Origin of the sequence: Saccharibacillus sacchari DSM 19268, from assembly GCF_000585395.1 — a bacterium.
In the GTDB taxonomy this organism is placed as follows: Bacteria; Bacillota; Bacilli; order Paenibacillales; family Paenibacillaceae; genus Saccharibacillus; species Saccharibacillus sacchari.
In genome coordinates, this window is record NZ_KK073875.1 from 1,504,902 (window position 1) to 1,527,884 (window position 22,983).

Here is a 22,983-nt window from a genome sequence, read left to right on the forward strand (position 1 = left end):
ACAATTATTTCACCATTAAAAAGAATAAAAATCAACAAAACCACAAAATAAACAAGATTATATGTGGTTTATTTGTTGACTTTGATATTGCGTGCTTTTAAGATGAAGAGGAAAATAAAAACAGTAACGGCCTGCGCATACCACTCCACTGTCACGCGGCCTTCTGCTTCAGTCATTTGTTGTTGCCGTGCTCGATTTTTTGTAAGCGTATACTTCTATCGAAAATATGAAGTTCAGCAGTTTTTCATCCAAATCCCGAGGAGGAACATCATGTCATCCACCGTGATCAAGCAATATCCCAAGATCGGAATTCGCCCGACCATTGACGGAAGACGCAGAGGCGTACGCGAATCATTGGAAGAGCAAACGATGGGCATGGCGCAGCGAACCGCTGCATTTTTACAGGAAAATCTGCGTTATCCCGATGGTTCGCCCGTAGAATGCGTCATCGCGGACAGCACGATCGGCGGCGTGGCGGAAGCTTCGGCGGCAGCGGCCAAGTTCAAACGCGAAAACGTAGGCGTGTCCATCACCGTGACGCCGTGCTGGTGTTACGGATCGGAGACGATGGACATGGACGCTTCGATCCCGCACGCGGTCTGGGGCTTCAACGGCACGGAGCGCCCGGGCGCGGTGTACCTGGCGGCGGTACTGTCGGCTTACGCGCAAAAAGGCATCCCGGCATTCGGCATCTACGGCGAAGACGTGCAGGATTCGGGCAGCGAAGAGATTCCGGCGGACGTGCAGACCAAGCTGCTGCGTTTCGCCAAGTCCGCTCTCGCCGCCGCGCTGATCCGGGGCAAGGCTTATCTGTCCATGGGCTCCGTCTCGATGGGCATCGCGGGTTCGATCGTGGACGAGACGCTGTTCCAACATTACCTCGGCATGCGCAACGAATACGTCGATATGTCGGAGTTTATCCGCCGGATCGAGGAAGGCATTTACGATCAAGACGAATATGAAAAAGCGTTGGCGTGGACCCAAGCAAACTGCAAGCTCGGCCCGAACAACAACCCGGAACATCTGGTCATTAGCGAAGAAGAACAGGCTAAACAGTGGGAATTCGTCGTCAAAATGACGCTGATCGCCCGCGACCTCATGGTCGGCAATCCCCGGCTCAAAGAACTGGGCTTCGAAGAAGAGTCCAACGGTCACTTCGCGATTGCGGGCGGCTTCCAGGGGCAACGGCAGTGGACGGACCATTTCCCGAACGGCGACTTTATGGAAACGATCCTCAATTCCTCGTTCGACTGGAACGGACGCCGCGCGCCATATATCGTAGCGACCGAAAACGACAGCCTCAACGGCGTCGTGATGCTATTCAACCATCTGCTGACCGGCACGGCGCAGATTTTCGCCGACGTGCGCACGTTCTGGAGTCCGTCGGCGGTCGAACGCGTCACGGGACACAAGCTGGACGGCGCGGCGGAAGGCGGCCTGCTGCATCTGATCAACTCCGGTTCGGCGGCGCTGGACGGAACGGGCGAGCAGCAGATCGACGGCCAGCCCGCGATCAAGCCGTTCTGGGATGTGACGGACGAAGAAGTGGCGCGCACGCTGGAAAAAACGTTGTTCCGCCCGGCTTCGCAGGAGTATTTCCGCGGCGGAGGCTTTTCGACGGACTACCTGACGCGCGGCGGCATGCCCGTCACGATGGCTCGCCTGAATCTGGTCAAAGGTCTCGGCCCGGTGCTTCAGCTAGCGGAAGGCTACACGGTCGACCTGCCGGAAGAGGTGCATCGCACGCTCGACGAACGGACCGATCCGACGTGGCCGACTACCTGGTTTGCGCCGAAGCTGACCGGAAAAGGCGCTTTCGCCAGCGTTTACGACGTGATGAACAATTGGGGAGCCAACCACGGCGCGATCAGCTACGGACATATCGGCGCCGATCTGATCACGCTCGCGTCCATCTTGCGGATTCCGGTCAGCATGCACAACGTGGAGGAAAAAGACGTCTTCCGGCCGCGCGTCTGGTCGCTGTTCGGCACGGATAATCTGGAAGCGGCGGATTACGCGGCGTGCCGGAACTTCGGCCCGCTGTATTGAATCCTCTTTAGCGGGTAGCGTCCTATGGATAAACGCAATCACACACATGCGGAATCGGAAAACTCTTCTATTAAAAGAGTACTGGCCGTCGATCTGGGCGCAAGCTCGGGTCGGGTCATGCTCGCAAGCTTCGACGGCGTCCGGTTGGAGCTGCGCGAGGCGCACCGCTTCGACAATGTGCCGATCGAGGAACAGGGTGGCTTGTATTGGGATGTCGAAGGGTTGTTAAAAGAGATCAAAACAGGAATTCGACTCGCAGCCGCCGAGAATCATCCACTCCTCGGCATCAGCGTCGATACGTGGGGCGTCGATTACGGATGGATCGGGCACGACGGCAAGCTGCTGCGCAAAGCGCATCATTACCGGGATACCCGAATGAACAAGCATGCCGCAGCGCTAGAACGCCGACTTCCGCCGAGCGAGCAATTCCAACGGACGGGTAACCAACCGGATACGATCAATACGGTTTATCAATGGTTTGCCGATCTGCAAGAAACGCCGGAGTTGCGCGAGCGTGCGTCAGGCATTCTAATGATGCCGGACTTGTTCCATTATGAACTGTCCGGGGTGAAAGTCTCGGAACGAACGATTTGGAGTACCAGCGGGCTATTGGCGGCGGGTGGGAATGAAGCGGACGCTGTCGTATTGGAGAAGCTGAATATTCCGTCGGAGCTGATCGCCCCGATCGTCCCCGCCGGAACCGTACTCGGCGAGCTGCGCCCGGATCTGCAAGCCGAGCTGCGCTGCGGACCGATGCAAGTCATCGCCGGGGCTTCACACGATACCGCTTCGGCGGTGGCGGCAGTTCCTTACCGAGACAGTGCTTTTACGGGGATGGAAAAGGATCAGCCGTCCAAACAGGGGGAGTCGAAAAAGGCGGATATAGCCGCGTCGGCAGACAGCCCTCGCGAGTACGACGAACCCGCTGTTTATTTAAACGATTCTGCTGAAAGCGCCGCTTTTATTAGCTGCGGCACCTGGTCGATCGCGGGTATCGAAACGCCGCGTCCGGTGTTGACGCAAGCCGCGTTCGAGCGCGGCTTTACGAACGAAGCTTGTTACGGCGGCGGCAACCGCCTGCTCAAAAACATCACCGGCCTGTGGCTGCTTCAGGAATGCCGCAGGCATTGGAACGCCGCAGGCGGGAACTTCAGCCACGCGGACCTCGTGTCGCTGGCGGAATCCGCAGGGCCTACGGATTCGCGGATCGATCCGAACGATCCGCGCTTTGCCGCTCCGGGCGACATGCCGGAGCGGGTCCGGCAGTACTGCCGGGATACCGGGCAGCCGGTTCCCGGCAGTCCCGGCGAGATCGCGCGCCTCGTGCTGGAAAGCCTGGCCGACGCTTACGGCCAAGCGATCGACGAACTGGAAGTCGTCTCCGGCCGCGCGATCGCCGCGGTCCATCTCGTCGGAGGCGGCAGCCGCAACGCGCTGCTCTGCCGCCTGACGGCGGAGCGTATCGGCCGCGTCGTCATCGCCGGCCCTGTAGAAGCCAGCGCGGCAGGCAGCGCGCTGATCCAACTCGCCGCATTGGGCGAGCTGGATTTCAATAAGCGGGCAGAAATTATCGAGCGTTCGTTCACGCTACAACGCTTCGAACCGCACGCGCGCACGAACTGAAAACGAGTGCCCGAGTGAAAAACCAGGCCTTTAACGGTGCTACAGGTGCTGCGACCCCGAACCTGTCAATCATTCATTGTCCATCGTCAATCGTCCAATTCTGGTCGTATCCTGACGCGCAAAGCAAAATTCTGCAACAAATGTTGACCATACGCACACATTTTTGCTCAAATCATGGCTTTCACAACAAATTTCTGACGTAACGTCAACAATTTCGTTCATTTCGGACGTTTATTCGAATTCCCCGCTGAAATTGTTGACCAAACGCTCACATTTTGCGATTTTCAGTCTTTTTTCGCGCAAAATGTTGACGAAATGAGCAGATTTTCAACTTCTGCTATGATCTACTCTGCTCGATCCGACCTGATTCAATCGAAAAGGAGAATCCACCCATGACCGATCCTTATACCGTCGTCGACCCCGCCGAACGCGAGCGCCTGCTGCGCCTGCAAATTTGCGATATCGGCCGCAATCTGTTTAACAAAGACTTTATCGCCGCCAATGACGGCAATATTTCCGCCCGCCTGTCCGATAGCGAAATTTTGGCTTCCCCGACCGGCGTCAGCAAAGGCTATCTGGAGCCGCATATGCTGGTGAAGGTCAATCTGGACGGCGAGACTGTTGAATCCGCTGAAGGCTACCGCCCGTCCACCGAAGTCAAAATGCATCTGCGCGTCTACCGCGAACTGCCGGAAATGAAAGGCGTCGTGCATGCTCATCCGCCTTACGCCACCGCTTTCGCGATCAAAGGCGAAGCGCTCGACAAAATGATGATGCCGGAATCCGTTATCGCGATGGGCGATATTCCGCTCGCCGTATACGGAACCCCGTCGACGGAAGAAATTCCCGATTCGATCATGCCTTTTCTCGGCAAAAAAACAGCCGTTCTGCTCGAAAGCCACGGCGCTCTGACCTGGGGCAAAAGCGTGATGGACGCCTACATGAACATGGAGCGCCTCGAATACACCGCCAAGCTAACCTTCCTGACGCGCATGATCGACGGCGAACGCGAGCTGCCCAAGCACCGAATCGACGAGCTGGTCGCGCTGCGCTCGTTTTACGGATTTTAGGACTGAAGGAGAAGATGCCGATATGCTAAAAAAGATTCCCAAAATCCTCTCTCCCGACCTGGTACATGCTTTGATGAAAATGGGTCACGGCGATGAGATCGTTCTGGCAGACGCCAATTTCCCCGGCCACTCGCTGCATTCTAACGTGATCCGCTGCGACGGGCTCGGCATCCCGCCGCTGCTGGACGCGATCCTGGAACTGCTGCCGCTCGACCCGTACGCGGAACATCAGGCCGCGCTGATGAGCGTCGTGCCCGGCGATCCGGTCGTGCCTACGGTCTGGGACACGTACCGCGAGATCGTCGCCCGCCATGACGCCTCGGCTACGCTGGCGTTCGAAGAACGCTTCGCTTTTTACGAACGCGCCAAAAGCGCCTACGCCGTCGTGATGACCGGCGAAGAGGCGCTGTACGGAAATATTATTTTGAAAAAAGGCGTGCTCTGATTAAAAGCGGTCAAAAGATTCGTACTCTGTCCACGCTAGCGGTAGGGTTACGTTCAACTGAAGCGTACTAGAACCCTATTCGTTCCAGCTGAACGTAACCCCCTGCTTGTTCGACTGCACGTTGATCCGTTCTTCGATCCGGCTCCGATACGTTTGTCATTGCCGAACCCCGATTCGTCCCTGAGACGAGACAGGGTTCGGCTTTATTTCGCTACCTTCTACCGCTTTTCACGCTTCCTGCTTCGCTCCGAACGTATCCATATCCAGCTTCAGCGCTAGCTCCTCTCCGGCCGCTCGCAGCGTGACCAACGTATACACGCCGTTTCGGTTCGCGCCTTCGGATTGTCCGACCGGAATCGCGTTCGCGCTCACGCGGTAGACGTTCTTACCGAGACGGACGTCGGCAAGCCGCGCCAGAGTATAATCTTTCTCCCGTTTTTTCTCCCATGCTCTCTCCCGCGCCTTTTGCCGTTCCGGCTCCTCTTCACCCGTCTTCGGCGCAGCGACCTCGAAAACCGTATACTCCCCTCCGTTCTCGACCAATAACGGAACCCGATAATACGCTTCCGGCTTTGCCCCGCCGCCGATCGGCACGATCCGGCACGCAATCTCCAACCCCCGCTTGGAGAGCGTGTACTTCTCTTTGATCCCGAAGATCCCTTTTTGCGTCAACGCCGGTCCCGAATACCCGATCCGCAGCACAACCTCCGATGTCTCTGCCCGGTCGACCTCGACTTCGCTTTTCAGCCCGTCGCCCCGCAGTTCAGCCAAAAAAACAATTTTGCCGTCGGGCGTCCTCCATCCCGGCCCGATGCAGGCATCCGACGAATCCGCTTGTCCCGGCAGCCGATAAGCGGCATTTGCAGCAAAAGGCGCCGACAACGCAAGCTCGGTCGGCAATCCCGCTCGATGATAACGCCCAAGCCCGGTCGAATCGTATCCGGCGCTGCCGCAAAGGTCGATCTGGATCGAACGGCCGGCCGCATTGGCGAAGACGGCATGAAAAGAATCCGACGTTCGCAAAACGTATCCGCCGGCTTCCGCCGGGCAAATCGCTTCTTCGATCCCGTCATCCGCAGCCAGCCAAGCCATGTAGGCGAAACTGCCAAGGCTGACGATATATTTGGCGTAATGCCCGTAAGGCTCCGCGCCGTATTCCGACAGCGGATCGTAGTTGTTTTTCAGATGCCGGGGAAGTTTGCCCGCTTCGGGACGTACCCAGCGTAAAACGGATCGAACTGCCAGCTTGGCGCTGCGTTTGAATGCTCCGGCTGCTTTGAAATTGCCCAGCTTGGCATAACGCGCCGCTTCATATTCGCAAACTGCCGCGTGCAGCGCTTCGTTGAAATTGAACTGACTGCTTCGCCCGCCGTACGGAACCTGACCTGCCGCCGACTGCATAAAGAGCGACATCAACCCTCCCTGCCGGATATTCCGGTCCAATGCTTCGCGGAACTCTCCGTCGTAGCCCGATCCAAGCAGCAATCCGACATGGGCCCGAACCGTCAGATCGTACAGCATCGGGCTGCCGGGGTCCCGGTACATGCCGTTCTCGTCAAAACGCTCCAGCTGCGCCGGCCAATGCCGGGCAAAATAATCGGCGCTATCGGTCAACCCTTCCGCTTCGCGCAAATATTCACCCGTCATATTATAAATGTTGATATTATGCAGCGCTTCTTTGCCGGATACGCGACCAATCGCGTACGCGTAATGGCGTTCCGGCTCGATTTGTCCAAGCTTCTTTTTCCAGCATTCGTATTTTTTACACGGCACGAAGGATTTCACGGCACGCAGCGCCAGCATCAGCTCCTTCACGGCAAAGTCGGTTTCCGGTCCGGCATGTCCGTTATCCCCGCGTTTCGGCAGATCTTCGCAAGTCCGGTCCATCAGGTCTTCCCACGCACCCAGCTCTCCCTGTTTTCGTCCCGCAGCGATCAGCCCGCCCAAGCACGACAATACCCGGGAGCGAACCTGAAGACCGTCCTTTTCCGTGTCCGCGCCTGCCGTTTGCCCGTACCGCCAGCCGTCCAACGCATGCTCCATCAAGTCGAGATAGATACTTCGATCCGTTCCGGTTGGTTCAAAGTCCGCAGGCGTCTCCAGATCGTTCAGCTTACGCAGCAGGTTCTCCGGACATGTCTTTTGCCTTCGTTTGTCCATCCGATTCATCCTTTCAACGATCCGATCATGACGCCTTTGACGAAATACTTTTGAATGAACGGATACACGCACAGAATCGGCAGCGTCGCCACGACGATCAACGCGTACTTGAGCACGGCCGCCGCCTGCACGTTCGCCTGCTGAAGCTCGGGGTCCATGATCATGCTGACGTCTACCTGATTCATGATCAGAATTTCCCGCAAAATGACTTGTAGCGGATAAAGCGAACGGTCATTCAGATACATCAGGGCATTGAAATACGCGTTCCAGTGTCCGACGGCCGAGAACAGCGTGATAACCGCGATGACCGCTTTGGACAACGGCAGCACGAAGAAGAAAAAGAAGCGGATATCGCTGCACCCGTCCATGCTTGTCGCCTCGACCAACTCGCCGGGAATCGAGGATTGGATAAACGTCCGGGCGATGATCATGTTGTACACGGACAAAGCGCCCGGAAGCACCATCGCCCACATCGTATCGATCAGGTGCAAATTGCGCATCAGCATATAAAAAGGAATCAACCCGCCGCTGAAAAACATCGTGAACGTGAACAAAATCATAAAAAAGTTACGGCCTCTAAGCCCGGGTCTCGACAGCGCGTACGCGCATGTCATCACGACGGTAACATTGATAAACGTTCCGAGTATCGTATACAAAAACGTATTGCCGTACGAACGCAGAATGTCTTTGTTTTTGAACACGGCCTGGTAGCCTTCTAAACTGAGATCGACCGGCCATAGCAGCACCTGTCCCGAAGAGACGGCCGTGCCTGACGAAAACGAGGCCGATAGCACATAAATTAACGGATACGCGACAGCGATCAGAATACTCGTTAAAATGATGCCGGAAAACACGTAATAGATTTTGTCCGAAGCCGGGTGGGTAGAAAACTTGACCTTTTTGGTTCCGAGTTCGGCTTTTGACGTTCGTTTTGCCCGAGCTGTGCCCATATCGTTCCTCCTTGCTTTCTTTGTTGGGAAAAAGCTTTACCACAAGCTTGCGTTCCCCATCCGTCTGGCGGCGAAATTGACGATAATCAACAGCACGAAATTGATTACGGAATTGAACAAGCCGATCGCCGTCGCGAAGGAAAAGTCGCCTGCGCCGATGGTCAACCCGACCTTGTACACGTACGTCGAAATCACTTCGCTGCTGGAAAGATTCAGATCGTTTTGCATCAGAAAGACTTTTTCGAAGCCGATATCCATCAGATTTCCGACCGCCAAAATCAACATGATCGTGGCTGTAGGCAAAATGGACGGGAAATCGATATGCCGTACCCGCTGAAGCCTGGAAGCCCCGTCGATCTGAGCCGCTTCATGCAAATGCTCGTCGACCGACGACAACGCGGCGATATAGATGATGCTGCTCCAGCCGATGCCTTGCCAGATCCCCGACCATACATACAGATGCGGAAACAGATCGGGATTGGCGAACGCGTCGGGCATCACGTTTCCGGTAAAAAAGGTATACAGCGAACCGAAAGCGCCCGTTCTCGGATTGAAGATTTGCACCAGCATGCCGACGATCACGACGGTGGAAATGAAATGCGGCATATAGGAGACCGACTGCACGATCTTTTTGAATTTTTGCCCGATAAACGAATTCAGCACCAGCGCGAACAAGATCGGCAGCGGGAACGAAATGACCAGGCTGTACAGCGAAAGCAGCAGCGTATTGCGAATGATCGTCCAGAATTGATAAGATTCGAAAAACCGACGGAAATTGTCTAGTCCGACCCATTCGCTGCCCCAGATGCCTTTGGTGAAGTCGTATTCTTTGAACGCGATTTGTACGCCGGCCATCGGAACGTACGCGAATATGACGATATAGACGACGGCGGGCAGCAGGAACAAATACATCTGCCAACCGGATCTGATGCTTTTTTTCGAACCGTTTTTCGCCCGGCTCGACGGCAAAGGTTGGGATGTCATCGGCATCCTCCTGTTCCGGTCCTTACGGACCTGTTAAGTCACGCTCATTGAGCCTGCGATCGGTCGTAAGCCGCTTGAGCCACTTCCAGATAAGCATCCAGCCCCATCTTATTCAGTTCTTCCAGATAAGAATCCCATTGCGACATCGGACGGTTGCCCGTGATAAACGCGACGGCGCTTTCGTTAACGTAGTTATCGATCGCCGTTTTGCTATCCGCGATTTGCTTCAGTTCGTCCGGCGTATAGCTCAGTTTGGAGATCGATTCTTCGGGAAACGCCGTTACGTATCCGTCCGCGTAAGCAGGCTGCCAGTTGGGCGCTGCCGCGGCATCGTCTTTTTTCATATTGGAAGCCGAATTGTTGGTCTCGAGCGAACGGTAAGCCGGATTCGCGTCGTTCCAATTTTTGTTTTGCGGATTGTTCCAGATGCCCGGATTCAGATCCGCCAACTGGGTCGGGATGCCTTCCGTTTCTTCGAACGGGCCGAGATACTGCGCCGTGATCGACGGATCGTCGCTCCAGTCCACGTCTTTTTCGCCGTAACGGCTGACTTTGGACATTTCCGGATCAAGCAAATAATCGCCGACTTTGAAAGCCAGTTCGGGGTCGGCCGCGTCTTTCGTAATAAACCAGAGCGGCGTAGGCATCGAAGGGCTGTACGGCGTTGCGGAGAATCCGGCAGGGCCTTTGACCGGCGCAAGCAGCGTCATATGATTCTCCAACTCCGTTCCGAACGCGCTGTAGCTTCCGGCCGGAACGACGCCCGCCATGCCGCCTTGTACGTTGATGAGCGCCTTCATCTGCGTCTCGTCCTGGGTGAACGACAACGGGGAAAGCAGACCTTCGGCGACCAGTCGGTTCATGTACTCCAATCCTTCTTTCCATTCCGGCTGCGTGAACGAAGGGAATATTTTGCCGTCCCGCACGTCCAGATACCCTTTCGCCGGATCGGCGTACAAGAACGCGTTCATCAAAAACACGCGTACGTTCTGCGACCAGCCGTTCGTGGAGCCGACCATGCCGATTTCGTCTTTTTTGCCGTTGCCGTTAGGGTCCTGTTCCGCGAATGCTTTTAATACGCTATACAGTTCGTCCGTCGTTCGCGGCGTTTCCAGGTTCAGCTTGTCCAGCCAATCGGCATTGATCCACGCCCGATTGGAGCCTTCGTTCCATTCGTATACGTTGTGGCGCGGCAGCGAATAGACGCTTCCGTCCGCCAGCTTCATCGCGTTGTACACGAAGTCTTTGTCCGGGATCGCGTTGAAGTTGGGCGCAAGCTCGGCGTTGTTCAGATAATCGTCCTGTTTGATGAACACGCCTTTGGCCGCATAATCATAGATCGTCGACTCGTTCAAATACACATTGATCACGTCGGGAAGCTTCGAGCCGGACGATACCATCAAAGACAGCTTGGTGATCGCTTCCTCCGCCTGGCTCGGCAGTTCCATGAATTGCAGGTCCACGTTCATCGCTTCTTCGATCCGCTTGGTGTAATGGTTGGTCTCGTAATCTTCGACGTTGGGATTAGCCTGCACCGCCACCGTAATAATCGGACGCCCGTCTTCGCCTACGGCCGGCGCGGCTTCCTGCTCGTTGCCCGAAGCGCAGGCCGACAGCAGCGTTCCCGCCAAGATCACAGCCAGAGCCGATGCCGTTCCTTTTCGCCATGCCCCATATCTCGTTCGTATGCTCAACTTGTGTTCCTCCCTCTTGTTTGGAATCGCTTACAAATTCAATGTAGACAACGTTTCCGTTTCGCGGAACCGGCACTTTTGCGATCGCTGTCGCAGCGTCCGATCCGGGCACTGGCGCTTTCTTTTCGTTCCGTCACGGCGTAAGCTTGCGGTGCGTTTCTTTCCAGCTCGATGGCGTGACGCCGTGTTTTTTGGAGAAAGCACGATAAAAGGTATTTTCGCTGCCGAAGCCGCATTTTTTCAAAATGGCGCTGTTCGGCTCGTCGGTCTGGATCAGCAGACGCTCGGCTTTGTCCAAACGAATTTCCTCGATATATTTGCCCAGGCTTTTGCCGGTCTGCTCTTTCACGAATGAAAACACGTATTTCTCCGACAGCATCAATTCCCCGGCAATCTTTCCCGCCGACAGCGACGAGTCTCCGTAGTTCTCTGCGATGTAGTTCAAGATATCCGCTTTCAATCGGTCATTGTTGCTTTTTTTCCGACCGATCACCGACCTGCATAGCTCCAGAGCGGTTTGCTCCAGTTCGCCGAAAAGCTTGAATACGTCTTTCGTTTGATCATATTCGGGGAGAGCCTCTACCTTCGTTTCTTCTTTATATCCGTTGCCGAGGCGCATCACTTTGTGGGCATTGGACACGGTTTGCCTGACGGTAAAGAAAATTTGCAGCCGTTCCTGTTCGGTTCGCGCATGGTCGGCCATCTGAGTCGACGCATCGGCAAAAATCTGTTCCGCGCCGCGCTCTTCTCCCGCAATCAACGCGTCATGCAGCTTGAGCGGGATCGTATGGTCGAATTCCGGCCCGCCTTCCCCGCTGCCCGATCGCTCAAAGATATGCACGCCGCTGGAGATTCCGTTCTCATGAAGCGACAAGGCGTATTGCGCCTGTTCGTACGCCGGTCTGGCTTGCTTCAATCCGCTTTCGATTCCGCTCAACCCGATATTGATGATCGCGGCCGACGGAACATCGCGGCTCAACCTCCGCAGCATGCCGGATAATCGGTCTCCGAGCTCCTGAACAGAACCTTTTTCCTCCGATTTGCCGAACAGTACGAATACCGCTTCGTTTGCGTGAAAATGAAGCGCCAGCACGCCGTAATCCGGCAGCGTCCGCAGCACTTTTTCCAACTCGATGCCCGGATTGGGCCGCAACGCAGCGGGGTTCGCCTCATCTCGCTCCTCTCTGTTCTCCTCCGTGCTCCACCTTGCCTTGGCTATGCAAAACCGTTCGAACGTATCGCCGAAACAATCGATCGCTTCTTCCAACTCGCGCTGCGTATGCACGCCTAGCACCAGCAGATTTTTGAGTACGGAATAACGAATCGAAATGTTCAAGGCTTCGATTCGTCCCAGCTGTTCTTCATTGATCGAACGAATACGCGTGAATGCGCGATCCATGTATTTGTATTCGTTCAGCGTCGTAAAATTCACCTGGCTCAGCGTTCCCGCCGTTTCCACCAACTTCCGGAGCGTCAACGTTTCGCGCATGGAAAACAGGACGGCCAGCAGCACGACGACGACCGCGCCCGCAGCCGCATACGTCACCACCAGTTCCATCAGCGCATCGATATTGGTCTCGAATGTGCTGGAAGGAATCGCGACGACGACGCGAATACCCAACTGAGCGCTTGTGTCGCTCAGCGTCACGTATTGCTGCGAGTTCAGCTCGATTGCGCCTTCCTTCGGACCGCCTACAGATGCTTGTTTCGTCAGAACTTCTTGCAGAGTATCGGCTTGCGACGCGCTCGCTTCGCTCCCTTTTGCCAATAACAGATTGCCGTCCAGGTCGGTCAGGTATACCTGATGATCGCCAAGCTGTTCCTCGTACAGCAGCAGCTTCGCGATATCTTCCGTATTGATGTCGATCGCCAGCACGCTTTTGACATCCAGCGCATTATAATAGGAATTATTGATCAGCACCGTCATGGCCTGAAAGTCGTGTCGGCTGTAATAAGAGGAATGAACCGCCTTGGACGGCAGGATACGGAAAACGTCCGTTTTGCCGAACAACATCGTTTTCCATTCCTGCGCGGTCATGCCAGGGTAGCGGTAATAACGCCGGTAAACATCGTCCGCGTTATCCGAAGACAGCGAATTGGATACGAAAACCGGATTGTCGCGAAAAGCGATATAAGCGTTCGAGAACAGATCCTGCGTCAGCGACAAGCTTTTCAGCTTGGTTTGCAGCCGTTCGAAGTCGTAATAATAAGCACTGGAAGGCTTCCCTTGCAAAAAGAACAACCGTTTGAAACTTTCTTCCTGTCTGAGCAGATTTCCGATCTCTTGCGCTCGCAGCACCTGCCGCTCCAACACCCCGACCCCGTCTTCCAACCGAGCCGAACTTTTTTCAATCGTCAGCCGCTTGGCCAAATCATACGATTTGACATACAACGGAGCCATCATCAGAATGAGTATAGCCAAGATCAGAAAGTACTTAATCAACCGTTTGAAAAAGAGGATACTCGTCTTGTTGCGCTGCATCTGTCTGGCCCCCTCTTGCCCGTTCTTTTTTGTAATCGTTTGCAAAAAAGTGTAAAGCAAACGACGCCGAAGTTAAACCTTCAATTTCTCCGGCACTGTCAGAGAGTCCGAAAACGCTTGGAACGCCAACAAAAAAAGGCAGCCGCGGCTGCCCTTTTCCCATTACTGATTAAAACAAACCATGCCGTACTCCTGATCCACATGCTGCAAGATCGTGATGCTCGCGTTGCGGATCTCGACCGACGCGTCCACTTCCTCGCACAGTTGGCTGACGATATTGCGGATGGTGTTGCCGTGCGAAACGATCAGGATATTGGCATCGTCCTCGTAATCGAGACCGACGACTTCTTCCAGTCCGCCCTGAATGCGCGTCCACAGTTCATCGAAACTTTCCGCATGGCCGTAAGGGTCCGCCTTTTTGATCAGATCCGCGACTTCCTTGACCGTGAATTGTTGGCGCAGTTCGTCAAAGCTTCCAATGCCGCCCACTTCCGCAATCTGCTTCAACGCCACTTGGGAATATTCGCCCTCGAAGCCGCCGAAGAACGTTTCGCGAAAAGCTTTGGTCCGCTTGATCACGGGAACCGGATGCTTGTTTTCCTTCAATATAATCTCCGCCGTCTCTAGCGTTCTTCCTGAATCACTCGTGTACACGTGAGCAAAGACGGTATCCGCCAGCTTTTCTCCCGTAGCGACCGCCACAACCTTGCCTTCTTCCGTCAGCGGGCTGTCCGACCATCCTTGCATTCTTTTATAACGGTTGAGATAAGTCTCGCCGTGCCGAATCAGATACAAATTAACCTTTTTCCCCATGATCTAGCCCCCTGTATGATGAGTTCTCGGTCTAAACGTCTGCCGCAGTGAATTTCTCGGCCTTCAGCGGCAGGGCAAAGAAGTCGGTCGAAACTTTAAAGAAGCCGGTAAAATGCGACGAGGCATTATGGCGATCCACCGCATCTTGGTCCGCCCAGACTTCGATCATCGTGAACCGGTTGAGATTCGCCACGTCTTGGGTCAGCGTATAGCGCAGACAACCGTCTTCGGCTTGCGATCCGGCTACGAGCGGTTGAACCGTTTGAAGAAAAGCTTCCCTTTTCTCCGGCTTGATCTGCATATCGGCATGAATAATAATCATCGAACTTCCTCCTTCGCAAATGCAGCGCTGCCGGGCCGAGTTTTCCGAACCGGTCTATGTGATTAGCTTAACACAGAATAGGCTGCGGAATCACGGGCGGCTCTTGAGGGGTGTTGGGGGGAAGCTTGGGAGCTGCGGTAGAAATTCGTTCAATTCGCTGTCTCACTCGGAAAACTGGATTAGGGCGTGTACGCCCTAGATTTGAATAAGGATGTTTTCCGAGTTCAAAGGCGTCTTGAACTGAATTTCTACCTTCGCTTATTGCTTCCTTTTTTTAAATATAGAATCAAAAACACGCATCGATTGAATACCGATGCGCGTTGGCTGCTTTGCTTTCATTTAAATAGGGGACAGTTTAGGAATCAATTACTTCTCAATAAATCTAAGTTGATTTATAACTGAATCACGACACTCGCAAATAAAAAGATGGACAATGAATCAAGAGAGTATGGGAACATTGTTATAATTTAAGCAATAAAACGTTCTTCTCATAGTTATCTAGTACTCTGTATCAGGTAGTGGGCAATGGAACTTAAAGAAGCTGCCGCCTGAACGATACAGGCAACAGCTTCTTCACGTGTCCTAGCCTTCTTTTATCCGCTGCCGATCTTGGGACAGCTCTCGCAGTAGCCGTGCGAATGCCCTCCGGGTGACGTGCGATAAGCTTGGCAGCAGTATCGGCGCATCAGCAGCGGGCGATTCGGCGGATTTTCTTCGGCCTGACGGAAATTCGCATGGAAGGCTGCATTTTCCGGGCGACTTAAGGCTTCGCGATCCGCTGCAATGAGGGTTGCGCGGCCGAGCGGTTGAAAGTCCGGATCGGCCGCCTCGGCTTGCAGTCTGGCGTACAGCATATGCACCTGATGCAGAACAAGCGAGCGAAGCACTTTTTTATTGGCGTGCGTGATGGAGCTTACAGCATCGAGTATCGGGCTGAAATGTTCGTTGATGCGTCGGGCATAAGCAGAGAAACCGGATCGCGCTTCGGACGCAGGCAACCTTTTACGCCCAGCATCCATAGGTTCGGCGGGATTTGCAAATTGCGAATCGCTTCGGACCAGATAGGCCATGGTTCCGCCCTGTTCAAGCCGGATACGCGTATCGCTTAAGTCTGCCGATATCGGGACATCATATAAGGTGTACGCCGCGAACATACCTGCGATCAGCACCGAATAGCGTTTTGCAAACAAGGTTCCGGTTACGTCCGAAGATACGTCGCCAAGCTGCCGCGATTGCAGAGCCAGGACCTCGTAAAGAATGACCGGGTCAAGCAGATCGCCGGCAGCATAAGGAAAGAGCGTACGGGGATCGGCTGAGGTCGCGGTTGTCGTCTGAAGCTCCCCGCTTTGGATCACTTTATCCCAATCATCCTCCGACTCGATCCACACCACCGCAAAGTGCCGGCGCAGCAGCCCTTTAAGCTCTTGCAGGAAGTCTCCGTCCTCTTGCCCCGTTCGTCTCCCGTTCATCTATTCGACCAGCTTACGTATGTCTTCAAGAATCTCCGTTCGTCCCAGTACGCCCCATCCTTTGAACAGCCAGAAGGAGTCCGTTTCGTAGACCTGCTCCTGCTGCACGGCCGGAACGTCTTTCCAGATCGAACTCTTCTGAGCTTGCTCCAGGAAGTCGCCGCCGTTCGGATCGACCTCAAGAATGAGACGGTTCGCATCCAGGTCGGCTAAGCCTTCAAGCGACAAGTCCTCGCGATGCTCGACGGGGGTAATCGCAGACGGTTCGAAACCAAGGTCGCGGTACAATAAGGCATTCGTCGGATGACCGTTTTGCCCATAGATTTGGAACAGCTTCTCGCGTACGCGGACATAGGCCAGCTTACGGTGTTCCGACTTCTCGACCAATGTTTTGACTTCGGCCGTTTTCTGTTTCAGTTCGTCGATTTTGCTTTGAGCAACTTCTGTCTTGTCGTACATCTCCGCAATCTTCAGCAGATCCTCGGTCCAGAAATCCGGGTCCTCGTCGTAGTCTTTCCACTCGTTACCCAGCACAACGGTTGGCGCGATCTTGTTCAACTGCTCATAGCTGGTTTCGGCCGTACGGCTTTCGACCAGGATGACATCCGGATTCAATTGCAGGATCGCTTCCAGATTCGGGGTGTCCGCCGATCCGACGACTGCAACGCCTTCCAGCTCGTCGGCCAAATAAGGGAGATAGTCGCCGCCGTAGCGTTCCTCGTTGTTGACGCCGACCGGCTTCTCGCCGAGGGTCAGCATGTGGTCGATGTAAGCTGCGGACAACGCTACAACCCGTTCCGGCTTCATCGGAATCTCGGACGTGCCTTTTAGATGGGTAATCGAACGCAATCCTGTATCCGTACTTTCTGTCGAAGCGGCAGGCGTCGCAGTCTCGGCAGCCGCTGTAGTCGCAGGTGCCTCGGTCGTTGCCGCGGATTGGGATTGTGCGCCGCAAGCCGCCAGAAACAGCATCACGGCTAATAAACCGATCAAGGTCAATGCAGCGCGCATGCGTCGCATTTTGCGAGTTGCCGATGGTGTATTCCCTTTATTATTCTTCCTTTTTTCTTCCCAAGCTTTCTCTCTCATGTATAAGCTCCCCCTAAGTCATTGATAATCATTATCACTATCTTAGAGAAGAACTGCCGCTTACTCCATGGACGTTATCGCCGAGTTCACGTGGACAAATTCACCCGACTCTCTTAAAGTCAACGTTTCCCGGCGTCAGCAGAACCCATGAGCTTTTCAAAAACATCGTGCATGACTTCCAATCTGCCTGAAGGTCCGAGCGTTTTGAGCAGAAAATCGTCAGCGTCATAGATCCGGCCTTCCCGTACGGCTTTCAAAGCTTTCCATTCCTCCGAAGCCGCGATCACTCGCATTCTTCCGGCGGCTTCCGGCGTAGGCTCAATCGCGATAAAAAGACAGTCCGCGTCGAATTGGGACAACTGTTCCTGACTGACGGTCAGCGCCCATTCCCCCTCGGGGAAGCTTGTCGGAAGCTCCATGCCCAGATCGTCGTACAGCAAGTCTCCGGTCTGGCTCAGCCGCCCGTATACCCGACACAAAGTCGCGCCGACTCGGATATAGTATGCCGTCAGAGGCCGTCCGTGTTTGGCAATCAACTGCTGCCGCAGCGCCATCCCCGCTTCCGTATAACGTTGAATCCAGTTCTCGGCTTCTTCCTCCTTGCCTACAATCTCCGCCATGCGCCGAAGCTGCCGCGGGAGATCGTGGGTGTAGGGGATCGTAACGGTCGGCGCGATCCGGTCCAGTCTACTGTCCGATTCCAAGCGACTGCTGGTGAGAATCAGATCAGGCTTAGCCCGGCGAAGAGACGCATAGCTGAAATCCGAACCGTCCAGCCATACCGTGCCGAAACTTTTTTGCCTGGTTCGTTCCGAAACTGCTGTTGAATGGTCTTGGCGACGCGTCTTCTCAAGTGCCGCCACCGGCTGCAAACCGAGCGTGCGCAAATAATCGTCCAACCCGTAATAAGCCGCCGCGATACGACGATCGGGATGCTTCATATAGAAAGCCGGAGCGATTCCTTCTGCTTTTTTAAAAGCCCGACTGAAATAATGCTCGTCCCGGTAGCCTACGCTGCGCGCGACCGTCTTGATCTTATCGGTTGAAAAAAGCAGCTGGCGCGCCTTCCACATTCGCAGATGCAGCAGATATTGCGTAGGCGTTCGGCCTGTTTTGGACTTGAACGTGCGGATAAAATGGTTCACGCTCATTCCCGCGAGAGCCGCCAGTTCGGAAACGCCAAGTTCGCGTGCATAATGCTCCGACATATAATCCAGTACCGGGCCGATTCCGGACAGAGTGCCGGACGCTCCGGAATTACGCTCGTGGGTTCGCTCTGCATTCGCTTCGTTTTGACGCCGGGTTAGAGTTAAATAACCGGACAGCCAGCGATGCAACGCATGCTTCAACTCCAAGCGATCGCGCGGCGGCGGTTCGCTTGCCAGACCCGGAATTCTGTCCTGCTGCTGGAGATCTTGCTTCAAGCGCCCGGTCGGAGGAAGTTCCGCCTCTACCGCCAACCACTGTCCGCCGAAACGCTCCATGCGCCGACAAGAAAAAAGCAGCAGCGAGCAGCGGAATCCATCTTCCCAATGTCCACCCACTTCAGTACCCGGCGCAATCCAGAAACGGTCACCGGCCTCGGCTGCATGCAAATTCCCATTGAGCGATAATATGACCTGACCGCCTTCGATAACCAGCAGTCCGGCACGATCCCAAACTTTCGGTTGCAATGAACCTTCCCCATACCACTCCGGCTGGCATAAGCGGATGGAGGGGAAGATCAGGCGGTCGGGTCGGTTTTTGTTATTGTTCACCTGCTCACCGCCTCATGCCCAAAACCGATACGTACGCGTCCACGCCTTACTCTCTCCCGCTTCCAATTCCAAATCGACAAACACCTCCGGCGACACCACATGCCCGGATCCCCACACTCCCAGCTTGGCAGCGCCGAAGTCTCCGCTTTCGCTCATGCCGGCTCCGCTCGGCACGTGCAGCAGCTCCCAGTAAGGCTTCTCGCCATTCGCGAATCCTTCGTACAACGCGTAATATTCGCCGCCCGCCTCTGCATTCCAGGTGAGTTGCCCGGGCGTCAGCTCCAGCTTTTCCTCCACGCCGCCGTCGCCCAGCAGCTTAAGCTCTGGCGCGTAATGAAGCTTCAACGCATAATCCGGCCCAATCGCATGACCGCCTACGCTGACAAAGTTATGTACGTATTCGTTGGTCGAGATCTTCTTCGATCCGAGGTTTTCCAGCTTGTAGCGGACATGCAGGCTGCGGCCGTCGACGGTGATCGTTTTGACCAACTTCGCGGCGTAACCGTTATGTTCGGGAACGTCCACCGTAAAACGAATCTCGCTGCGCCCGAATTCGGTCCGGATCTCGTAAGCTTCGACCGGATACGTCCGGGCGAAGTTGTAGCTTTCTTCATCGACCTTCGTCAGTGCGCCGATGCCCAGTTTGACGAAGGTGTCGCCGGGAATCGCCTCGTCGTAGCCGATCGCTTTATCGATACCGAACTCATTCGACAGCCCTTCGCCGCCCGTGCCTTGTCCGGCGATGAGGCTCTCCGATACGCAAAAATCGATGCCCGCGCTATCCAGACGAACCTGAGTGATCCAGCCTGTGCGGTCGAATCGAGTTCCGGTGCAGGTTTCCGGCACGCGGATCGTAACCGTCAATTCGTCGCCGCTTAAGATATACTCATTCGTTTCCATTATTGAAAACCTCCCTTTTCCTATTCGGCTCTTATCTGCTTCGAAGCCGATTTCGTTCCATCATCATAACGCGATGCGCGAAAAAAAGGTAGACGTTGCAAGCCTGCTAAGCGCCTGCTGCTCTGTACCGGATAGTCGTATTCACTCGGCAAAAAGCCCCTATCGGACGGAGTTGTTCAACGGTTCCGTCCGGTAGGGGCTTTTCGATCAATGAGCTAGGGCGTGTCTTCAAACCTCGGCAAAATCTGCACGTTAGCAGGTTTGAAGACACGCTCTAGGATGTTATTTAAAGAATCCCAGCACGTCGTCGATCGCATTGGAATCGGCCAGAGGCGACATGCCGACGTTGAACCATTCCCGGTCATTGACGGTGTGGATGTGGTCGTTTTTGACGGCGGTCATGCCTTGCCAGAGAGAGCTGCTCAGAATTTCGTCGAAGCGTTCTTTCACTTCCGGACCGTCGTTGTCGAGTTGGACAATGATGTGGTCGGCGTCATAGTCCGGGAGTTTTTCCAACGAGATCGACATGGTAGCTTCGGTCTGCGGGAAATCCGGGACCGGATTCAGGCCGAGTTGTTTGTGAATCAGGTTGCCTCTGTCGATGTTTTCGCCGCTGATGACGATTTCTTTGGCCATCACGCGCATATACATTACCGTTTGATCGCCTGCGAGTTCGTCCAGTTCTTTGGCGGCTTGCTCTTTTTTGGCATCGAGATCGCTAATCACTTGCTCAGCTTTGTCTGCACGGTCGAATACTTCGGCGATGTCGCGCAGTTCGTCCTGCCAGTTATCGCGCTCGGGCAGCAGTACGGTCGGCGCGATCTTGGATAGTTGATCGTAATCCGCTTCCGACCACCAGGTCGGTGCAAGGATCAGATCAGGTTGAGCCGCCAGAATCGCTTCGAAATCCGGCGTGCGCGAGATGCCCATTTTGATCGTGTCCTTCAACGGATCGCGCAAATAGGTCGGCAGTTCTTCGTGGTAATTTTGGACGGCAACCGGTATGATATCAAGCGCGTACAAAAAGTCCGGGTAAACGACCGATAAGCCGATGACGCGCTGCGGGTCAGCCGGAATATCGATGTCGCCTTTTGCCGTGCTTACCGTTCGAGTCTGCGGAGCTGCTTCGCTTTCGGTTTCTGCAACAGGCGCGGCCTGCGTTGTAGACGCCTGATCCGCTTCCGCCACCTTCGCAGGCTGTGCGCTTCCTCCGCATGCCGCGATAATAAGCAGCAGCGCGATCATCCCTATCGTCATGATCCATTTTTGTCTTTTCATTATGATCCCCCTTGACTCCATCGTCTGCGACAACATGCTCTTAATTGAGAACCATTGTCATTAAGGGTTAGTATACGGCAAAGTTTTCATGTGCAATATCGACAATAAAGACTTTATTTCATGCAGGATCCCGCCAGATGTTTAACACTTCATCCAAAATCAGATCGTGCGTAAATGCCGTATACTCGCTGAGCAGATTCGCCGGGAATAGCTCGACGCGCTGCAAACGAACGGCTTCGATCTGTTTCCATGCGTTATGCCGATTCAGGGAGTGCCAAGTTTGCTGAGACTCCTCGTCCTGCTGCACAATCATCAATATCCGATCAAACTGCCAGTTCGATAGCCGTTCCGGTTCGATCTCAAAGTCTTCTTCGGTCCGCACAAGTTCATCCGGCGCTTCCAGACGAAGGTCGTCATAGAATACCGAAGCCACGCTGTAACGCTTCGGCAGCATTAAGCGCGTACCCGCAAGTTTCAGAACCAACAAACGAATATTCCCTAACCGCTCGACCAGTTGTGTTCGAACAAAATCGGCTTTGCGTCCATACCGCTCCAACCATGCTTCTGCGGCTCCGGCCCGGTCTAGCTCCCCCGCAATCAGCCTCAGGCGAGTTCGCCAATCCACGGCGGCACGCATTTCACTAAGCGGCGCGATCGTCAGCAATTCGGCTTTTTCCTCGGCGTTCAGCTCTCCTTCATGCACGATGATACAATCCGGCGCCTCCGCCCGAAGCTGCTCCAACTTTTGCTGGTGGTCGTCGCTTAACGGCAGTACTTGATCGGTCGCGTATTTCCGTCGGTAATATTCGGTCCAAGGATGGCTGATCGGAGCGGCGCTCGGAACGATATACAGCGCCAACAACACGCCGATCGCTTCAGGATGGTACGCTGCGATCTTTTGCCTGGCATTGCGGATAAACGCTGCCGGAGGAACGCCCGAGATCTTTTTGAACGTACGCCGAAAATAAGTCTCGTCCCGGAATCCCACATGCTGCGCAATATCTTTAATGGGATGCCGCCCTTCCGCACGCATCAGATTTTGTGCCTGGGCAATTCGGTATACGGTCAGCTCGTCCATCGCGCTTCGTCCATACCTCTGCTTGAACAAACGCATAAAATGCCTCACGCTCAGCCGCGCCACCTCCGCCAGTTCATCCAGCGACAGCTTGCGCGCATGATGCTTTTCCATGTAGGTTCTAACCTGTTCCAGTCGGGTCTCGTAGTCGTCCTCCCGTACCTCCCGCGCTTCGAGCAGCATCATTCGAATCAATTCCTGCAACTGAATCCGAGCTCCCAACCGTTCCAAACCGTCTTCATGATTGACCGACCGGACAATGCTCTCGCACAATCCGTCCGCCGATAGGGAAGCGCGCAGAATCAACTCGTTCACGGCGGGTAAAAAAAGTTCCCCGCCGCTTCCTTTTGCCCGTCCGATATAGCTCCCCGTCTCCGCTGCCGCCGCGTCCCATGCCAATGCCCGGAACCGAATCGCGTACAACCCCCGGCCATCCAGATTCCAAGCTTTCGCCCCGACGAGTTCGCCGGGACGCCGCAAATACAAGCCTCCCGTGCGAAGCTCCTTGAATCGTCCGTCTACCGTGATCCGTCCTTCTCCGCCAGCCATGAAGAACAGCAGATAGTCATCAAGAAAATGCAGCGGCAGTTCCCACGTGGCGCGTTGGTTCGAAGATGTCGCCTCCACGAGCAGGAACACCAGCTTATCCGCATTGACTTCTTGCTCCTTCGCTTCCTTTTCCATGCTCCGCCTCCCTGCCTTCCGGCCCTTTGCTTGCTTTATCCCAGTATACATGCAAAAAAGCCCTGTTCAAGCACGGCGCATACCGTAACTTGAACAAAGCTTTCGGCTTCTGAAACCAACTTATCGCCGCTTAATCGGA

General features: G+C 54.8%; 17 protein-coding genes. 4 read left to right on the top strand and 13 right to left on the bottom strand.

Going from position 1 to position 22,983, the window contains the following annotated elements:
* Positions 1 to 270: 270 nt before the first annotated feature.
* The 4 genes from SACSAC_RS06495 (at position 271) to fucU (ending at position 5,187) form a co-directional block, all read left to right on the top strand.
* The gene (locus SACSAC_RS06495) at positions 271 to 2,049 is read left to right on the top strand and encodes an L-fucose isomerase (RefSeq protein ID WP_037284754.1); all 1,779 of its coding nucleotides are present in this window, start codon (positions 271 to 273) and stop codon (positions 2,047 to 2,049) included.
* A 24-nt stretch (positions 2,050 to 2,073) separates the two neighbouring features.
* Entirely contained in the window at positions 2,074 to 3,672 is a 1,599-nt protein-coding gene (locus SACSAC_RS28370; protein ID WP_051506918.1) for a rhamnulokinase, read from the top strand.
* Between the two features lie 392 nt (positions 3,673 to 4,064).
* The gene (locus SACSAC_RS06505; protein ID WP_037284757.1) at positions 4,065 to 4,742 is read left to right on the top strand and encodes a class II aldolase/adducin family protein; all 678 of its coding nucleotides are present in this window, start codon (positions 4,065 to 4,067) and stop codon (positions 4,740 to 4,742) included.
* A gap of 22 nt (positions 4,743 to 4,764) precedes the next feature.
* Complete coding sequence (gene fucU / locus SACSAC_RS06510) at positions 4,765 to 5,187, top strand: L-fucose mutarotase (protein ID WP_037284760.1); 423 nt, start codon at positions 4,765 to 4,767, stop codon at positions 5,185 to 5,187.
* A 228-nt stretch (positions 5,188 to 5,415) separates the two neighbouring features.
* On the opposite strand, the gene SACSAC_RS06515 is transcribed toward fucU, so the two are convergent.
* The 13 genes from SACSAC_RS06515 to SACSAC_RS06575 all read right to left on the bottom strand — a co-directional run bounded on the left by SACSAC_RS06515 (position 5,416) and on the right by SACSAC_RS06575 (position 22,844).
* Entirely contained in the window at positions 5,416 to 7,347 is a 1,932-nt protein-coding gene (locus SACSAC_RS06515; RefSeq protein ID WP_037284763.1) for a hypothetical protein, read from the bottom strand.
* A gap of 5 nt (positions 7,348 to 7,352) precedes the next feature.
* The gene (locus SACSAC_RS06520; RefSeq protein WP_037284765.1) at positions 7,353 to 8,297 is read right to left on the bottom strand and encodes a carbohydrate ABC transporter permease; all 945 of its coding nucleotides are present in this window, start codon (positions 8,295 to 8,297) and stop codon (positions 7,353 to 7,355) included.
* Between the two features lie 36 nt (positions 8,298 to 8,333).
* Positions 8,334 to 9,281 carry an ABC transporter permease gene (locus SACSAC_RS06525; RefSeq protein WP_051506919.1) on the bottom strand — a complete coding sequence of 316 codons (948 nt, stop codon included), beginning with the start codon at positions 9,279 to 9,281 and terminating at the stop codon, positions 8,334 to 8,336.
* Between the two features lie 44 nt (positions 9,282 to 9,325).
* Complete coding sequence (locus SACSAC_RS06530; protein ID WP_156950961.1) at positions 9,326 to 10,975, bottom strand: type 2 periplasmic-binding domain-containing protein; 1,650 nt, start codon at positions 10,973 to 10,975, stop codon at positions 9,326 to 9,328.
* A gap of 133 nt (positions 10,976 to 11,108) precedes the next feature.
* Entirely contained in the window at positions 11,109 to 13,457 is a 2,349-nt protein-coding gene (locus SACSAC_RS06535; protein ID WP_037284769.1) for an AraC family transcriptional regulator, read from the bottom strand.
* A 162-nt stretch (positions 13,458 to 13,619) separates the two neighbouring features.
* Positions 13,620 to 14,270 (bottom strand): histidine phosphatase family protein, encoded by a 651-nt coding sequence (locus SACSAC_RS06540; RefSeq protein ID WP_037284771.1) that lies wholly within the window; start codon positions 14,268 to 14,270, stop codon positions 13,620 to 13,622.
* Positions 14,271 to 14,301: 31 nt separating this feature from the next.
* On the bottom strand, positions 14,302 to 14,592 hold the full coding sequence (locus SACSAC_RS06545; RefSeq protein WP_037284773.1) for a putative quinol monooxygenase: 291 nt from the start codon (positions 14,590 to 14,592) through the stop codon (positions 14,302 to 14,304).
* Positions 14,593 to 15,185: 593 nt separating this feature from the next.
* Positions 15,186 to 16,061 carry a hypothetical protein gene (locus SACSAC_RS06550; RefSeq protein ID WP_037284775.1) on the bottom strand — a complete coding sequence of 292 codons (876 nt, stop codon included), beginning with the start codon at positions 16,059 to 16,061 and terminating at the stop codon, positions 15,186 to 15,188.
* The gene (locus SACSAC_RS06555; RefSeq protein ID WP_245608592.1) at positions 16,062 to 17,150 is read right to left on the bottom strand and encodes an ABC transporter substrate-binding protein; all 1,089 of its coding nucleotides are present in this window, start codon (positions 17,148 to 17,150) and stop codon (positions 16,062 to 16,064) included. It abuts the gene before it with no gap.
* 119 nt (positions 17,151 to 17,269) lie between these two features.
* A complete protein-coding gene (locus tag SACSAC_RS06560) occupies positions 17,270 to 18,907 on the bottom strand; it encodes a helix-turn-helix domain-containing protein (protein WP_084777941.1) in 1,638 nt (545 codons plus the stop codon).
* Positions 18,908 to 18,919: 12 nt separating this feature from the next.
* A complete protein-coding gene (locus SACSAC_RS06565; protein ID WP_037284779.1) occupies positions 18,920 to 19,807 on the bottom strand; it encodes a hypothetical protein in 888 nt (295 codons plus the stop codon).
* Between the two features lie 282 nt (positions 19,808 to 20,089).
* Positions 20,090 to 21,085, bottom strand: coding sequence for an ABC transporter substrate-binding protein (locus SACSAC_RS06570; protein ID WP_037284781.1), 996 nt, complete (start codon positions 21,083 to 21,085; stop codon positions 20,090 to 20,092).
* Between the two features lie 118 nt (positions 21,086 to 21,203).
* The gene (locus tag SACSAC_RS06575) at positions 21,204 to 22,844 is read right to left on the bottom strand and encodes a helix-turn-helix domain-containing protein (RefSeq protein WP_037284783.1); all 1,641 of its coding nucleotides are present in this window, start codon (positions 22,842 to 22,844) and stop codon (positions 21,204 to 21,206) included.
* Positions 22,845 to 22,983: the final 139 nt, after the last annotated feature.

Excerpts from the sequence above, each read along its gene's own strand:
- SACSAC_RS06495 (WP_037284754.1), top strand. The coding sequence starts at position 271 with ATGTCATCCACCGTGATCAAGCAATATCCCAAGATCGGAATTCGCCCG.
- SACSAC_RS28370 (WP_051506918.1), top strand. The coding sequence starts at position 2,074 with ATGGATAAACGCAATCACACACATGCGGAATCGGAAAACTCTTCTATT.
- SACSAC_RS06505 (WP_037284757.1), top strand. The coding sequence starts at position 4,065 with ATGACCGATCCTTATACCGTCGTCGACCCCGCCGAACGCGAGCGCCTG.
- fucU (WP_037284760.1), top strand. The coding sequence starts at position 4,765 with ATGCTAAAAAAGATTCCCAAAATCCTCTCTCCCGACCTGGTACATGCT.
- SACSAC_RS06515 (WP_037284763.1), bottom strand. The coding sequence starts at position 7,347 with ATGGACAAACGAAGGCAAAAGACATGTCCGGAGAACCTGCTGCGTAAG.
- SACSAC_RS06520 (WP_037284765.1), bottom strand. The coding sequence starts at position 8,297 with ATGGGCACAGCTCGGGCAAAACGAACGTCAAAAGCCGAACTCGGAACC.
- SACSAC_RS06525 (WP_051506919.1), bottom strand. The coding sequence starts at position 9,281 with ATGACATCCCAACCTTTGCCGTCGAGCCGGGCGAAAAACGGTTCGAAA.
- SACSAC_RS06535 (WP_037284769.1), bottom strand. The coding sequence starts at position 13,457 with ATGCAGCGCAACAAGACGAGTATCCTCTTTTTCAAACGGTTGATTAAG.
- SACSAC_RS06540 (WP_037284771.1), bottom strand. The coding sequence starts at position 14,270 with ATGGGGAAAAAGGTTAATTTGTATCTGATTCGGCACGGCGAGACTTAT.
- SACSAC_RS06545 (WP_037284773.1), bottom strand. The coding sequence starts at position 14,592 with ATGATTATTATTCATGCCGATATGCAGATCAAGCCGGAGAAAAGGGAA.
- SACSAC_RS06550 (WP_037284775.1), bottom strand. The coding sequence starts at position 16,061 with ATGAACGGGAGACGAACGGGGCAAGAGGACGGAGACTTCCTGCAAGAG.
- SACSAC_RS06555 (WP_245608592.1), bottom strand. The coding sequence starts at position 17,150 with ATGAGAGAGAAAGCTTGGGAAGAAAAAAGGAAGAATAATAAAGGGAAT.
- SACSAC_RS06565 (WP_037284779.1), bottom strand. The coding sequence starts at position 19,807 with ATGGAAACGAATGAGTATATCTTAAGCGGCGACGAATTGACGGTTACG.
- SACSAC_RS06570 (WP_037284781.1), bottom strand. The coding sequence starts at position 21,085 with ATGAAAAGACAAAAATGGATCATGACGATAGGGATGATCGCGCTGCTG.
- SACSAC_RS06575 (WP_037284783.1), bottom strand. The coding sequence starts at position 22,844 with ATGGAAAAGGAAGCGAAGGAGCAAGAAGTCAATGCGGATAAGCTGGTG.